The sequence below is a fragment of the Streptomyces sp. ASQP_92 genome, assembly GCF_025399895.1.
Classification (GTDB): domain Bacteria; phylum Actinomycetota; class Actinomycetes; order Streptomycetales; family Streptomycetaceae; genus Streptomyces.
Map to the genome: position 1 here is coordinate 14,527 of NZ_JAODUA010000005.1, position 13,778 is coordinate 28,304.

Here is a 13,778-nt window from a genome sequence, read left to right on the forward strand (position 1 = left end):
ACCGCAGAGAAACGGTCATCGTTCCGTCACACACCTCGCGCGAACCTGTCACGGGCCGCTGTGAACCTCCTGTGAACCCCCTGAATACCGACTTCGGGGCGCACTTGGGAGGCCACGGACGTGTCCGCACTGCTGGTGACCGACGACCGAGACCAGGACGCCGGGGTTCGCACCCTCGCCACCGAGGAGTACCGCTCCTTTCTCGCGGGCCGCGCCGACGTCAGCTTTCTGCAATGTCCCTCGTGGGCCGATGTGAAGGACCAATGGACCGCCGAAAGGGTCGGATGGTCCTTCGACGGCGGCGAATTGACCGGCGCCGCCCAGATCCTCTACCGGAATTTCCCCGGCACCCGGAAATACTTCGCCTATCTGCCGGACGGACCCGTCACCGACTGGTCCCACCCGGAAATGGACCGCTGGCTGGAGCCGTTGCTGCGCCATCTGCGCCGGGCCGGCGCCTTCGCCGTGCGGATCGGGCCCACCCCCGCCTACCGGCGCTGGGACGCGTCGCGCCTCAAGGCCGGCACGGGAGCGGGCCGCAGGATCGGCGACGTCCTGGCCACCGAGGTGGACCCGCTCGGCTCCGCCGTCGCGGAACGACTGCGGACCCGCGGCTGGAAGAGATGCGGCGGGGACGACAACGGGGACGCCGACGCCCAGCCGCGCCATGTCTTCCGGCTGCCGCTGGCCGGCCGCGGCACCGAGCAGCTCTGGGCCGGGTTCAACCAGGAGTGGCGGCGCAATGTGCGCACCGCGCAGCGGGCGGGGGTGCGGATCGTCACCGGGGGAGCCGACGACCTCCCCGAGTTCTACCGGCTCCTGAGGATCACCGAGGAGCGCGACGGCTTCCGGCTCGGCCGCTCCCTGGCGTACTACCAGCGCCAGTACGCCGCCCTCAACGCCGAACAGGCGGGCCGGATGCGGCTCTGCCTCGCCGTTCACCAGGGCGAGGTGCTCGCCGCGCACACCATGATCACGGTCGGCCGTCAGGTCTGGTACCAGACCGGCGCCTCCGCCGACCACCGGCGCGAGGTCCGCCCCAGCAACGCGCTCCAGTGGCAGATGATCCAGGACGCCCACGCGCTGGGGGCCGAGGTGTACGACATGCGCGGGGTACCCTCCACTCTTGATCCGCAGGAGCGGCCCTACGGCCTCCTGCGCTGGAAGCTCGGCACCGGGGGACAGGTCGTCGAGACGCTGGGGGAGTGGGAGACATCCATGGGCGGGACCGCCAACAACGCGCTGTACCGGGCCTTCCAGGCCTATCTGGCCCGCCGGTGACCGCCACCGCACCGCAGGCCGTGGCCAAGAGCGCGGGCCTGATGCGCAGCAGCGCGCTGATGGCGGCGGGCTCCGTCGTCTCGCGCGCCACCGGCTTCGTACGGTCCGCGGTGGTCGCGGCCGCGCTCGGGGTGGGGCTGCTCGGCGACGGCTACGCGGTCGCCAACAACGTTCCCAACATCCTCTACATGCTCCTCATCGGCGGCACCCTCAACGCGGTCTTCGTGCCCGAGCTGGTGCGCGCCGCCAAGGAACACGCCGATGGCGGCGCCGCCTACACCGACCGGCTCATGACCGCCTGCGCCACCGCGCTGCTCGTCCTCACCGCGCTCGCGGTGTTCGCCGCACCGGTGATCGTCGGCGCGTACACCGACTACACCGGCGCCCAGGCCGACCTCACGACCGCGCTGGCCCGCTACTGCCTGCCGCAGATCCTCTTCTACGGCCTGTTCACCCTGTTCGGCCAGGTCCTCAACGCGCGCGGCCGGTTCGGCGCCATGATGTGGACGCCCGTCCTCAACAACCTTGTCGTGACAGGGGTGTTCGGGCTTTATCTGAGCCTGGCCGCGGGCGTCGGGGGCACGCTGAGCGCGGGCGACGCCCAATTGCTCGGCTGGGGCACCACCGCGGGCATCGCCGTCCAGGCCCTCGCCCTGGTCCCCTCGCTGCGCTCGGCCGGATTCCGCTGGCGGCCCCGGTTCGACTGGCGCGGCAGCGGGCTCGGCCGGCCGCTGAGGTCGGCGGGCTGGGCGGTGCTCCTGGTGGTCTCCAACCAGCTCGCGTACTGGGTGGTGACCCGGCTCGCCACCACGGCGGGCGCCCGGGCCGAAGCGCTCGGGGTGACCGGCGGGGCGGGGTACACCGCGTACACCAACGCCTATGTGCTCTGGATGGTGCCGCACGGCATCGTCACCGTGTCGCTGGTCACCGCGCTCATGCCCCGGATGAGCCGGGCCTCGGCGGACGGCGACCTGGCGGAGGTGCGCGCCGACCTCTCGTACGGACTGCGGACCTGTGCCGCGGTGATCGTCCCCGCCGCCTGCGCGCTGTTCGCGCTCGCGCCGTGGATCCTCGGCTCCGTCTTCGCGTACGGCAGGACGGGCGCCGCCGACATCACGGTGATGGCGGGCATGCTCATGGCGTTCGCACCCGGACTGATCGCGCTCTCGGGACAGTACGTGCTGTCCAGGGGGTTCTACGCGCTCGGCGACACCCGCACCCCGTTCCTGCTCAACCTCGTCATCGCCGCGGTGAACGCCGGCCTCACGGTCGTCGCGTTCATGATGCTGTCCCCGCGCTGGGCGGTCACCGGGATCGCCGGGGCCTACACGGTGGCGCTCTTCGCGGGCCTCGCGGCCACCGCGTACACACTGAACCGCCGGCTCGGCGGCGGCCCGCTGCTGCGCTCCCCGGCCGTGGCCGCCCATGTGCGGCTGCTCCTGGGGTGCCTGCCGGCGGCCGCGCTCGCCCACGCCTGCGCCCGCGCCCTCGACCCGCTCGGCAGCGTCGCGGCGGCCGGCGCCGGGGTCGTGACGCTCGTCGTGGTCCTGGCCCTGCTGGCCCGGCCGCTCCGGCTCACCGGCCTCGACGCCGTGCTCGACAAGGTGCGCGGCGGCGGCAGACATCGGGCCCGGTGACGGGACAAATGAGACGGTTGGGATACTGACGCCTATGCCACGCGTGCTCCTCATAGAAGACGACCCCTCGGTTCGTGAAGGGGTCGAACTCGGGCTGCGCCGGCGCGGTCACGAGGTGCTGGCGGCCGGGACCGGCGAGGCCGGACTCGCCTCGCTCACGTCCTTCCACCCCGATCTGGTGCTGCTCGACCTGATGCTGCCCGGCATGAACGGCGTCCAGGTCTGCCGCCGGATCCGCGAGACCAGCCAGCTGCCGATCATCATGCTGACCGCGCGCGGCGACGACTTCGACGTGGTGATCGGCCTGGAGGCCGGCGCCGACGACTACATCGTCAAGCCCGCCCGCACCGAGGTCATCGAGGCCCGCATCCGGGCCGTGCTGCGCCGCCTCGCCGACCCCGTCACCCGCTCGGGACCCGAGCTCCACGGAGAACTCGCCCTGGACCGGGCGGGTCTGACCGCCGCGAAGAACGGCGAGCGCCTCGCCCTCGCGCCGTCCGAGCTGAAGCTCCTGCTGCATCTGGCGGCCTCGCCCGAGCAGGTCTTCAGCCGCCAGCAGCTCCTGGAGTCGGTGTGGGAGCACAGCTACCACGGTGACGCGCGACTGGTCGACGCGTGCGTGCGGCGGCTGCGCCAGAAGCTCGGCGACACCGCCGGAGCCGATGGAGCCCCGCGCTACATCCAGACCGTGCGCGGCTTCGGCTACCGCTTCGGGCCGCTGTGAGGTTCCGGGTCCGCCGCTCCCTGCGTCCCGGACTGCGCACCCGGCTGATCGCCGCGTTCCTGCTGGTGGCCGCGGTCAGCGCGCTCACCACGGCGGCCCTCACCTACCAGTCGGCCCGCTCGGCCATCCTCAAACAGGCCCAGGACCAGGCCGTCGAGCAGTTCCGCGAGCAGATCGCCAACGAGTACTTCGCGCTGCCCACCTCCACCGCGGCCCTCCAGAACGCGTGCCGCGCCCTGGCCAGAGCGGGGAAGCCGCATCCGTGGTTCGTGTTCGCCGAGTACGGGACCCTGCGCGCCTCCTCCACCAGCCGCCCCACCTCCACCGTGATCACCGATGAGCTGCGCAGCCGGACCCACGCCAACGCGCACGGCTCGTTCCAGCGGGTGATCCAGGACGGCACCCCCTATCTGACCATCGGTATGCCGGTGATGTTCGACCGCGGCACCAACGAGCAGCACAGCGGGGTGTATCTGTACGCGGTGATGGACCTCAAGACGGAGAGCATCACCATCCAGGCCATGGTCTCGGCCGCCAAGAACGGCGCGCTGCCCGCCCTCGCCGTCGCCGTGGTGCCGGCGCTGCTGGCCGCGCGCAGTGTGCTGCGGCCGGTGCGCGATCTGCGGCGGGCCGCCAGCAGCATGGGCAGGGGCAGGCTCGACACCCGGATCGAGGTCAAGGGGTCGGACGAACTCGCCGATCTGGCCTGGACGTTCAACGAGTCGGCCGAACAACTGGAGCGCTCGGTCGAGGAGTTGCAGAAAGCGGAGGCGCGCGCCAGGAGGTTCGCCTCGGACGTCTCGCACGAGCTGCGCACCCCGCTGGCCGGGATGCTCGCCGTGACCGAGGTGCTGGACGAGGACGCCGACGGGCTCGACCCCGACACGGCGCGCGCGGTGCGCCTGATCTCGGCCGAGACCGGGAAGCTGGCCACCCTCGTCGAGGACCTGATGGAGATCTCCCGCTTCGACGCCAAGGCCGCCGAGCTCCACACCGACGAGGTCGACGTCGCCGAGACCATCCGCAAGACCCTCCAGCGGCGGCACTGGCAGGACCGGGTCCTCACCCAACTCCCGGGCGGCGTACGGGCGATGATCGACCCCCGGCGCTTCGACATCGTCGTGGCCAACCTCGTGGGCAACGCCCTGCGGCACGGCAGCGAGCCCGTGACCGTACGGCTGCGTCCGGCCGACGGCGAGGGGCCGCTGGTGGTGGAGGTGGAGGACAGCGGGCCGGGTATCGACGCGGCCGTGCTGCCGCACATCTTCGACCGCTTCTTCAAGGCCGACGCGGCCCGCACCCGCTCGGCGGGCAGCGGCCTCGGCCTCGCCATCACCCAGGAGAACGTCCGGCTGCACGGCGGCACGGTGCGCGCGGCGAACGGACCGCACGGCGGCGCCGTGTTCACCGTGGAACTGCCCACCGGACTGATCGCGACCGGGACGGCCGGGGCCGCCGGGGCCGCCGAGGCGGCCCGATGAGGCCTGTGATCGCCGGGGCCCGCGCGGTGGCGGCGCTCGCCCTGGTCCCCGCCGGACTCCTCGCGGCGGGCTGCGGCATCCAGTCCACCGACGTGATCGCGGTGGGTGACCCGGCGAGCGCCCAGGCCATGCCCGGCGACAACGCCACCGTGCTCTACTTCACGGGGCCCGACGGGCTGATGCCCGTGGTCCGCGAGGGCGCCCCCAAGCCGCCCCTGCCGCTGCTCTTCGCGGGCCCCGACCAGGACGAGCGGGCGGCCGGTCTCGGCACCGAACTGCCCCCGGCCCAGGGCGCGTTGAAGATGAGCGTGAGCGGAAGCACCGTGACGGTCGTGCTCGGCCAGGACGTCTCACGCCTCACCCCCCTCGCCCAGCGGCAGATCGCCTGCACCGCCCTGCAAGCGGTGGTGAAGGACCGGGAACGCAGAGTGATGATCAACGGCACCGGCGGCCCGAGCTCGCTGAGCCCGCTGGCCTGCCCGGCCTGAGACAGGGACGGGACCCCGCCCCACCAACCCCGGACCGTTGACTTCGATTCAGTAAACCCCTGAGTAACCCCCTGGCGTCCGGGCCGACGAGCGGCCAAGCTCTGGCTGTGGAGATGCCTGGGGAGAATTCAGCCGGTGCCCTGCGGCCCGCCGCCGCCTCGATCGTCCTGCGGCTGCGGCGCGCCCTGATCTGGGTCCCGCTCGCCGCGATCGCGGTCGCCGTGATCTGGGCCCTCGCCGCCGCCGCCGTCTTCGACGGCCCCAACGGCGCGGTCGCAGGCCCCGTGATGGCCGCCGCGGGCGTGGTCGTCCTGGTCGCCGCGGCCACCTTCGCGGGCTATCTGCTGCGCCCGCTGCGCCTCGACGTGGACGCCGACGCCTTCACCGTACGGCTGCCGACCTGGCTCGCGGGCCGCACGGACTGGGACGAGGTGAGCGCCGTGAGCGCGGTCGCCGTGCGCTCGGGACCGAAGGTGCGCCGCTTCCTCGTGGTGGACCTGCGCTCGCCCGCGCTGCCCTGGATCAGCCGCCCTCGTGCGATGTACCGGCGCCTGGCGCCCGTGCTCGGCCGGGCCAAGGGCGCGCACGGGCTCTGCTTCGAGGAGCAGCTCTTCGACTTCGACGCCACCGCCGTGCTCGACGCGGTGCGGCGGCTGGCTCCCGCCGAGGTCGCCGTCGAGGACCGTACGGCACAACCGGCCGACAGCCCCTGGCAGTTCTGACCGGCTTCTTGCCTCGTGCCGGGGCGACCGCCACCGTGTACGCGTACGTCTCGCACGCCGACAGCACCACCGCGAGCACGTACGCCGACGACCGCTGCCCGGAATCGGAGTGCCCATGGCCGGATTCACGCTGCCCCACACCCTCCACGGCGACGGCCCCCACCGGGTCGTCGCCGTGCACGGCTGGCTCGCCGACCGCGGCGACTACGCCGCCGTGCTGCCCGACCTCGACGCCGCCGTCTTCACCTACGCCTTCGTCGACCTGCGCGGCTACGGAGAGGCCAGGCACGCCTCCGGCGCGTTCACGACGAGCGAGGGCGCGAGGGACGTGCTGGCGCTCGCCGACCGGCTGGGCTGGCACCGCTTCTCGCTGATCGGCCACTCCATGGGCGGCGCCGTCGTCCAGCGCGTCCTGGCCGCGGCCCCCGACCGGGTGCGGCGGATGGTCGGGATATCGCCGGTCCCGGCCAGCGGCATGCCCATGGACGAGGAGACCCGGGCCCTGTTCACCGAGGCCGCCGACTATCCGGCCAAGCGCCGGGCCATCATCGACCTCACCACCGGCGGCAACCGCCCCGACGCCTGGCTCGACCGGATGACCTGGCGCTCGGTGGAACGCAGCGACCCCAAGGCGTTCCGCGCCTGGCTCGACTCCTGGTCGGGCGAGGACTTCCACGAGGAGACCGAGGGCTCCCCGGTGCCCGCGCTCGCGGTGTGCGGCGCCCTCGACCCGGCCATCAACGCCGCGTTCCTGCGCGGTACCTGGCTGCGCTGGTACCCGGCGGGCCAACTCGTCGAACTGCCCCTCGCCGGGCACCACCCCATGGACGAGACACCGCTCGACCTGATCCGTACCGTCGAGGACTTCCTGCGGGCCGACCATGTCTGACCCCCTGCGCCATGGCTGACCTCCCCGACGTCTTCGACCCCCGGCGGTACGCGGCCGGGCCGCCCCACCACGCCTACCGCGAGCTGCGCGACCGCCACCCGGTCGCGTGGCAGGCCGAACCCGAGGTGCTGGGCTGGCCGGCCGGGCCCGGCTTCTGGGCGGTCACCCGGCACGCCGACGTGGTGGACGTCCTCAAGGACGCGCACACCTTCTCCTCGACGCTCGGCGCCACCCAGATCCGCGACCCCGACCCCGGGGACCTGCCGTTCATCCGCCGCATGATGCTCAACCAGGACCCGCCGCGCCACGGCCCCCTGCGCCGCCTGGTGAGCCGCGCCTTCACCCCGGGCCGCGTCGAGCGGTTCGAGGCGCTGGTGCGCGAGCGGGCCCGCGCGCTGCTCACCGGGGCGCGCGAGGCGGCCGAGGACGGGGTGGTCGACCTGGTGGCCGACGTCACCGACGACTACGCCCTGCTCAACCTCGCCGATCTGCTCGGGGTGCCGCCGGGCGACCGGGGGCTCCTGCTCGAGTGGACCGAGCGGGTCATCGCCTACCAGGATCCGGACGAGCCGGTGGTCCTCGGCCCCGACGGGCGGCCGGTCAATCCGCGCTCTCCCGCGATGCTGGCGGAGATGTTCGCGTACGCCCGGGAGCTCGCCGCCCACAAACGCGAGCGGCCGGCCGACGACATCATGACCACGCTCGCCCAGGGTGAACTCGCCGACGGCGAGCTGGAGATGTTCTTCTTCCTGCTGACCGTGGCCGGCAACGACACCGTACGGGCCGCCGCCCCCGGTGGGCTGCTCGCCCTGGCCGAACACCCCGACCCGCGAACCGAGTTGGCGAACCGTCAGGTCGCCGTGGACATCGCGGTCGAGGAGCTCCTGCGGTGGCATCCGCCGGTCCTGAGCTTTCGGCGCACCGCTCGCCGCGCCACCGTGCTCGCCGGGCAGCCCGTCGCGGCCGGGGACAAGGTCGTCGTCTTCCACGCCTCCGCCAACCACGACGAACGCGTCTTCACCGATCCGCACCGCCTCGACCTGGCCCGCAGCCCCAACCCGCACGTCTCGTTCGGCGACGGCCCCCACATCTGCCTCGGCGCGCACTTCGCGCGGCTGCAGTTGAGGGTGCTGCACGAGGAGGCGCTGCGGGTGCTGCCCCGCACGGAACTCGCGGCGCCGCCCCGCCGGCTCGTCTCCAACTTCATCAACGGCGTCAAGTCCCTTGCCGTGCGGGTGGGTTAACCCGCGGCGCGGTGCGAGGTACGGACCGGCGGGGCCGGCTGCTGCGCGGCCCGGGTCACATCGGCGACCAGCTCCACCACATCGGGGCCGTAGGCATGGGAGTTGACGACCTTGAGCAGCAGGCAGAACGACCCGTTGCCGTGCTTGCGGGCGAGCTTCTCGGCATTGCGGGCCAGATAGCGGGTGGCGGCCTGGTTGGTGATCGCGGACTGGCCGCAGAACAGGAAGACCGGACGCGAATCCGGGGCGGGGGCGACCCGGGCCAGGAGCACGTACTCGACGACGCCGTTCTCCAGGCGGTAGCGCTCGGAGCCGATCTGGAAGGCGCCCCGGTCGGGGCCGGGCTCGGCGTCCACGTTCATCGTCACCCCGGGCAGCAGGGAGGCCAGGTGCGCCGCCATCCGGCGGTTCGAGTAGGGCCCGCCGAGACAGAACTCGGTGCGCTCGCCGAAGCCCTGCTGCGCGAGGTCGTGCTGGATGATCTGCGCGTGCGCCCCGCAGTCCTTGATCAGCGAGGCGAGTTCGAGGAGGGCGAACACGTCGAAGCGGTGCACCGCGCCCTCGCGCGCCGCGTCGCGGTTGACGACGAGCAGGCACTGCGAATGGGTGGGCAGCCCGAAGAAGGCCTGGCGCCGACGGAGCCCGCGCCGCCAGAGGTAGGTGCGGCCGAGCCAGCCGAGGGCCGCGCTTATGCCGGCGGCCAGCACGCCGAGGACGATGTTGCGTACGTCGTCGTTCATGTGCGCGCATGCTAGCGGGAGTTCGCATCCGCGTTCGGCGTGCTCATGACGCCGCCCGGGAGGCGGCGTTACGCTGCGGACGTTCGCCTACGGGAGGTATGCATGCGTCGTCCTGCTGTCCGCACCCTGTCCCTCCTCGCCGCGGCGGTCGCGGTGGCGGCCTCGGTCGCGGCGGCCCCGCCGACCACGGCGGCGCCACCCGGCCGCACCCCCGCCAAGGTGCCCGAGGCGGTGGGCTACGGAGGGGCGGTCTCCAGTGTGGACGCGGACGCGTCCGCCGCCGGCCTCGAAGTCCTGCGCGAGGGCGGCAACGCGGTGGACGCGGCCGTCGCCACCGCCGCCGCCCTCGGCGTCACCGAGCCGTACTCCTCGGGCATCGGGGGAGGCGGCTACTTCGTCTACTACGACGCGGCGTCCCGCTCCGTGCACACCCTCGACGGACGCGAGACCGCCCCCGCCTCGGCCACGTCCTCGCTCTTCCTGGAGAACGGCAAACCGCTGCCCTTCGCGGACGCGGTGACCAGCGGCCTCGGCGTCGGCACGCCCGGCACCCCGGCCACCTGGGACCGGGCTTTGGACGCCTGGGGGAGCAAGTCGCTCAAGACGGTCCTGAAGCCCGCGGAACGGATCGCGCGCGACGGCTTCACCGTCGACGACACCTTCCGCTCGCAGACCAAGGACAACCAGGCCCGGTTCGCCGACTTCCCCGACACCGCCAGGCTGTTCCTGCCGGGCGGCCGGCTGCCGGTGGTCGGCTCCACGTTCAAGAACCCCGAACTGGCGCGCACCTACCAGGAGTTGGGCCGCAAGGGTGTGGGCGCCCTGTACCGGGGCGACATCGGCGCGGACATCGTCCGCACCGTCCGCAAGCCGCCGGTCGACCCCGCCTCGACCCGCAAGGTGCGCCCCGGCGATCTGACCGAGAAGGACCTGCGCGCCTACGAGGCGACGTTCCGGGCCCCCACCAAGGTCGGCTACCGGGGGCTCGACGTCTACGGCATGGCCCCCTCCAGCTCCGGCGGCACCACGGTCGGCGAGGCGCTCAACATCCTGGAGCGCACCGACCTGTCGAAGGCCTCGGACGTCCAGTACCTCCACCACTACATCGAGGCGAGCCGCATCGCGTTCGCCGACCGGGGCCGCTGGGTCGGCGACCCGGCGTTCGAGCAGGTGCCGACCAAGGGGCTGCTCTCGCAGCGCTTCGCGGACTCCCGGGCCTGCCTCATCAAGGACGACGCCGTCCTGACCAGCCCCCTCGCGCCCGGTGACCCGAGCCGTCCCGCGCCGTGCGGGTCCTCCGGCGTGGCGTCGCCGACCACGTACGAGGGCGACAACACCACGCATCTGACGGTCGCCGACAAGTGGGGCAACGTCGTCGCGTACACCCTCACCATCGAGCAGACCGGCGGCAGCGCCATCACCGTGCCCGGGCGGGGCTTCCTGCTCAACAACGAGCTCACCGACTTCTCCTTCGCCCCGGCCAACCCGGCCGTCCACGACCCGAACCTGCCGGGCCCCGGCAAGCGGCCGCGCTCCTCCATCTCGCCGACGATCGTCCTCGACCGGCACGGCGAGCCGGTGCTCGCGCTCGGCTCGCCGGGCGGCGCGACCATCATCACCACCGTCCTGCAATCCCTCACCAACCACCTGGACCGGGGCATGCCCCTGGTCGAGGCCATCGCGGCACCGCGTGCCAGCCAGCGCAACGCGGCCCGCACCGAGCTCGAACCCGCCCTCTACAACAGCGTGTTGAGGGGCCGCCTGGAGGCACTCGGGCACTCCTTCGCGCTGAACCCGGAGATCGGGGCGGCGACCGGGGTGCAGCGCCTGCCCGACGGACGCTGGCTCGCCGCGGCGGAGACGGTGCGGCGCGGCGGCGGCTCCGCGCTCGTGGTCCATCCGAGTGGAAAGCCGTAACCCCGGCCCATGGCGCCGGCGAGGCCCGCGGCCCCCGTCCTGAACGGGCGGGAGCCACGGGCCTCTTGCCGTGCACGGCCCCCAAGTGGCCCTGGCGAAGGGCGCGCGGGCGCGCACAACGGCCGCACAGCGGGTAAGGACACGATTCCTGACGGAAGGGTCCTCCACGTTGCGCACCAGAACGCTCGCCCTGTCGGCCGCCTTCGGCGCCGCCCTGCTCACCACGGCCGCGCTCCCCGCCACCGCGCGCGACGGACACGTCACCGCGCCACCCGCCCGGGCCGACGAGGGGCCGGTCCGCGCGGCCCAACTCCTCGCCAAGGTGACCTCGTGCTCCCAGGTCTCCCGCGGCAGGTTCCGGGCCCGCCCCGGCGCGCCGGCGACCGTCCCCGTGTGCGGCCTGAACGGCGCCGTGTTCTGGAAGGCCGATCTGGACATCGATTGCGACGGCCAGATCACCGCGGCCTGCAACAGGAAGACGGACCCCTGGTTCCAGCCCGACACCCGCTTCCACCAGTCGAACGACAAGCCGCTCGACGCCGAGAAGGTGCCCTATGTGGTGGTCCCCGGTGCCGGCCCGCTGTGGGACCACGACTCCGCCGGCATCACCGGCGGCTCGGTCGTCGCGGTCGTCTACGACGACAAGGTCGAGTACGCGGTCGTCGGTGACACCGGCCCCAGCGCCACGATCGGCGAGGCCTCCTACGCCGCCGCCAAGGCGCTCGGAATGAACCCCGACCCCCGGACGGGCGGCGCCGAATCCGGCGTCACCTACATCCTGTTCCAGCACTCCCGGGCCACCCCCATCGAGAGCCACGGCGCCGCCGCGACCCTCGGCCAGACTCTGGCCCAGGAGTTCCTGGCCGACAACTGAACGGGCCCGGATCCGTGCGTGCGGCCGCTCAGGGAAGGGTGAGCACGCGGGGTCCCGCGTCGGTGATGGCCACCGTGTGCTCGGCGTGGGCGGCGCGTGCCCCGCTCAGGGTGCGCAGGGTCCAGCCGTCCGCCGCCGGGTAGTAGTCGTCGCTCCCGTCGCCGATCACCATCGGCTCGATCGCGAGCACCATGCCGTGCCGCAGCACCATGCCGCGCCCCGCCCGCCCCTCGTTGGGCACGCCGGGGTCCTCGTGCATGTCGCGGCCGATGCCGTGGCCGGCGAACCCGTCCGGGATGCCGTAGCCCGCCGAGCGGCACACCGTGCCGATCGCGTGCGCGATGTCGCCGATGCGGCCGCCGACGACCGCCGCCGCGATCCCGGCGTCCAGTGCGCGAAACGCCGTCTCGACCAGCCGTACGTCCTCGGGCCGGGCGCGGCCGACCGTGAAGCTGATCGCCGAGTCCCCGGCCCAGCCGTCGAGGATCGCCCCGTAGTCCACGCTCACGAGGTCGCCGTCGCGCAGCCGGTAGTCGTCCGGGATGCCGTGCACGATCGCGTCGTTGACGGAGACGCAGGCGGTGGCCGGGAACGGGACCGGCGCGAAGTCGGGGTGGTAGTCGAGGAACGGCGAGGTGGCACCCGCCTTGAACAGGACCTCGCGGGCCGCGGCGTCGAGCGCGCGGAGCTCCACGCCCACCTGGGCCGCCTCCCGCGCCGCCGCCAGGGCATGGGCGACCACGCGCCCGGCCTCACGCATGGCGTCCATCTGGGAATCGCTCTTGATCTTTACCATTCCCATTACTATACCGGTATTTTAATGGGGTGCGGCCAGGGGGATCATGAACAGCCCCAGGGGACTCGTGAAGCGGCCGGGGCGCGGCGGGCCGGGGTGGCGTACCGGACGCCGGGGCTAGAATCGCCGCATGGTCCGCACCCCCCTCACCCCCGCCGAGCGTGAACGAGGCGAGCGGCTCGGCCGGTTGCTCCGCTCGGCGCGAGGACAGCGCAGCATGACGGAGATCGCGGCCGCGGCGGGCCTCTCCGCCGAGACCCTCCGCAAGATCGAGACGGGTCGCGCGCCGACCCCCGCGTTCTTCACCGTGGCCGCCCTCGCCTCCGTCCTCGGCCTGTCGATGGACGAGATCGTGAACGACTGCGCGCCCCCGCCGGCGGTCGCCGCGTGAGCCCCGCGACGACGCGTACGCCCCGGCAGGCGGCGCGGGTCGTGGTGCGGGACGCCCAGGGCGCCGTCTTCCTGCTGCGGTACGACAACGAAGAGGTCGGCCCGCACTGGGCGACACCCGGCGGCGGCCTCGACCCGGGGGAGTCCCCGCGCCAGGGGGCCCTGCGGGAGCTGCGCGAGGAGACCGGCTGGGCCGACCTCGAACCCGGCCCGCTGCTGTGCACCTGGACCCACGACTTCACGCGCGCCGGGGTGCCGGTCCGCCAGTTCGAGCACATCTATCTCGCCGGCACCCCGGGCCAGGGCCGCGAGCTCGGCCCCGACGTCGCGGACGAGCATCTCGCCGACGGCATCCTCGGCTGGCGCTGGTGGACCCCCGAGGAGCTGCGGCGCACGGACGAACAGATCTGGCCGCCCCAACTGCACGCCCTGCTCGACGCCTGGGCGCCCGGTGTCGCGCCGGCCGAGCTCGGCCATGTGCCGCTGAAGGGCCAGTCGGACACCGTCGGCTGAACCCGCCCCTCCCCGCGCCGCCCCGGGCTGCCTGTTCGGCGCAACAGATCCTGCGCACACGTGGGCCGGGGGTGAGCGTGGG

General features: G+C 73.1%; 14 protein-coding genes. 12 read left to right on the forward strand and 2 right to left on the reverse strand.

All coding sequences use genetic code 11. The features are described 5' to 3' along the window. Positions 1 to 120: 120 nt before the first annotated feature. From N4G70_RS14040 to N4G70_RS14075, 8 genes are all read left to right on the forward strand, one after another. Positions 121 to 1,281, forward strand: coding sequence for a peptidoglycan bridge formation glycyltransferase FemA/FemB family protein (locus tag N4G70_RS14040; RefSeq protein WP_261712955.1), 1,161 nt, complete (start codon positions 121 to 123; stop codon positions 1,279 to 1,281). A 41-nt stretch (positions 1,282 to 1,322) separates the two neighbouring features. Beyond that, a complete protein-coding gene (gene murJ, locus N4G70_RS14045; RefSeq protein WP_261713285.1) occupies positions 1,323 to 2,918 on the forward strand; it encodes a murein biosynthesis integral membrane protein MurJ in 1,596 nt (531 codons plus the stop codon). Positions 2,919 to 2,952: 34 nt separating this feature from the next. Then, on the forward strand, positions 2,953 to 3,642 hold the full coding sequence (locus N4G70_RS14050) for a response regulator transcription factor (protein WP_261712956.1): 690 nt from the start codon (positions 2,953 to 2,955) through the stop codon (positions 3,640 to 3,642). Further along, positions 3,639 to 5,123, forward strand: coding sequence for a sensor histidine kinase (locus tag N4G70_RS14055; protein ID WP_261712957.1), 1,485 nt, complete (start codon positions 3,639 to 3,641; stop codon positions 5,121 to 5,123). The genes N4G70_RS14050 and N4G70_RS14055 overlap by 4 nt, the downstream gene beginning before the upstream one ends. After that, positions 5,120 to 5,611 carry a hypothetical protein gene (locus N4G70_RS14060; protein ID WP_261712958.1) on the forward strand — a complete coding sequence of 164 codons (492 nt, stop codon included), beginning with the start codon at positions 5,120 to 5,122 and terminating at the stop codon, positions 5,609 to 5,611. The genes N4G70_RS14055 and N4G70_RS14060 overlap by 4 nt, the downstream gene beginning before the upstream one ends. Before the next feature lie 107 nt (positions 5,612 to 5,718). Continuing rightward, positions 5,719 to 6,333 carry a hypothetical protein gene (locus N4G70_RS14065; protein WP_261712959.1) on the forward strand — a complete coding sequence of 205 codons (615 nt, stop codon included), beginning with the start codon at positions 5,719 to 5,721 and terminating at the stop codon, positions 6,331 to 6,333. Positions 6,334 to 6,448: 115 nt separating this feature from the next. Further along, on the forward strand, positions 6,449 to 7,222 hold the full coding sequence (locus N4G70_RS14070; RefSeq protein ID WP_261712960.1) for an alpha/beta fold hydrolase: 774 nt from the start codon (positions 6,449 to 6,451) through the stop codon (positions 7,220 to 7,222). A gap of 11 nt (positions 7,223 to 7,233) precedes the next feature. Next, positions 7,234 to 8,466, forward strand: a complete 1,233-nt coding sequence (locus N4G70_RS14075; protein WP_261712961.1) for a cytochrome P450 — start codon at positions 7,234 to 7,236, stop codon at positions 8,464 to 8,466. Here the strand turns inward: N4G70_RS14075 and N4G70_RS14080 are convergent. Then, a complete protein-coding gene (locus N4G70_RS14080) occupies positions 8,463 to 9,206 on the reverse strand; it encodes a hypothetical protein (RefSeq protein ID WP_261712962.1) in 744 nt (247 codons plus the stop codon). The two genes, N4G70_RS14075 and N4G70_RS14080, sit on opposite strands and share 4 nt — an antisense overlap. Before the next feature lie 102 nt (positions 9,207 to 9,308). Between N4G70_RS14080 and ggt the strand changes: the two genes are divergently transcribed. After that, complete coding sequence (gene ggt / locus N4G70_RS14085) at positions 9,309 to 11,123, forward strand: gamma-glutamyltransferase (RefSeq protein ID WP_261712963.1); 1,815 nt, start codon at positions 9,309 to 9,311, stop codon at positions 11,121 to 11,123. A gap of 169 nt (positions 11,124 to 11,292) precedes the next feature. Next, entirely contained in the window at positions 11,293 to 11,997 is a 705-nt protein-coding gene (locus tag N4G70_RS14090) for a glycoside hydrolase family 75 protein (RefSeq protein ID WP_261712964.1), read from the forward strand. Positions 11,998 to 12,025: 28 nt separating this feature from the next. Here N4G70_RS14090 and map read toward each other — a convergent pair whose 3' ends face one another. After that, entirely contained in the window at positions 12,026 to 12,793 is a 768-nt protein-coding gene (gene map / locus N4G70_RS14095) for a type I methionyl aminopeptidase (protein WP_261712965.1), read from the reverse strand. Positions 12,794 to 12,923: 130 nt separating this feature from the next. On the opposite strand from map, the gene N4G70_RS14100 reads away from it, so the two are divergent. Both N4G70_RS14100 and N4G70_RS14105 read left to right on the forward strand, forming a co-directional pair. Beyond that, positions 12,924 to 13,184: a helix-turn-helix domain-containing protein gene (locus tag N4G70_RS14100; protein ID WP_261712966.1), complete on the forward strand. Its 261-nt coding sequence runs from the start codon at positions 12,924 to 12,926 to the stop codon at positions 13,182 to 13,184. Continuing rightward, positions 13,181 to 13,696, forward strand: a complete 516-nt coding sequence (locus N4G70_RS14105; RefSeq protein ID WP_315904252.1) for an NUDIX domain-containing protein — start codon at positions 13,181 to 13,183, stop codon at positions 13,694 to 13,696. Before N4G70_RS14100 ends, N4G70_RS14105 begins: the two co-directional genes overlap by 4 nt. Positions 13,697 to 13,778: the final 82 nt, after the last annotated feature.

Bases quoted from the DNA above. Each gene is read 5' to 3' on its own strand.
- murJ (WP_261713285.1), top strand. From the start codon at position 1,323: ATGCGCAGCAGCGCGCTGATGGCGGCGGGCTCCGTCGTCTCGCGCGCC.
- N4G70_RS14050 (WP_261712956.1), top strand. From the start codon at position 2,953: ATGCCACGCGTGCTCCTCATAGAAGACGACCCCTCGGTTCGTGAAGGG.
- N4G70_RS14060 (WP_261712958.1), top strand. From the start codon at position 5,120: ATGAGGCCTGTGATCGCCGGGGCCCGCGCGGTGGCGGCGCTCGCCCTG.
- N4G70_RS14070 (WP_261712960.1), top strand. From the start codon at position 6,449: ATGGCCGGATTCACGCTGCCCCACACCCTCCACGGCGACGGCCCCCAC.
- N4G70_RS14075 (WP_261712961.1), top strand. From the start codon at position 7,234: ATGGCTGACCTCCCCGACGTCTTCGACCCCCGGCGGTACGCGGCCGGG.
- N4G70_RS14080 (WP_261712962.1), bottom strand. From the start codon at position 9,206: ATGAACGACGACGTACGCAACATCGTCCTCGGCGTGCTGGCCGCCGGC.
- ggt (WP_261712963.1), top strand. From the start codon at position 9,309: ATGCGTCGTCCTGCTGTCCGCACCCTGTCCCTCCTCGCCGCGGCGGTC.
- map (WP_261712965.1), bottom strand. From the start codon at position 12,793: ATGGTAAAGATCAAGAGCGATTCCCAGATGGACGCCATGCGTGAGGCC.
- N4G70_RS14100 (WP_261712966.1), top strand. From the start codon at position 12,924: ATGGTCCGCACCCCCCTCACCCCCGCCGAGCGTGAACGAGGCGAGCGG.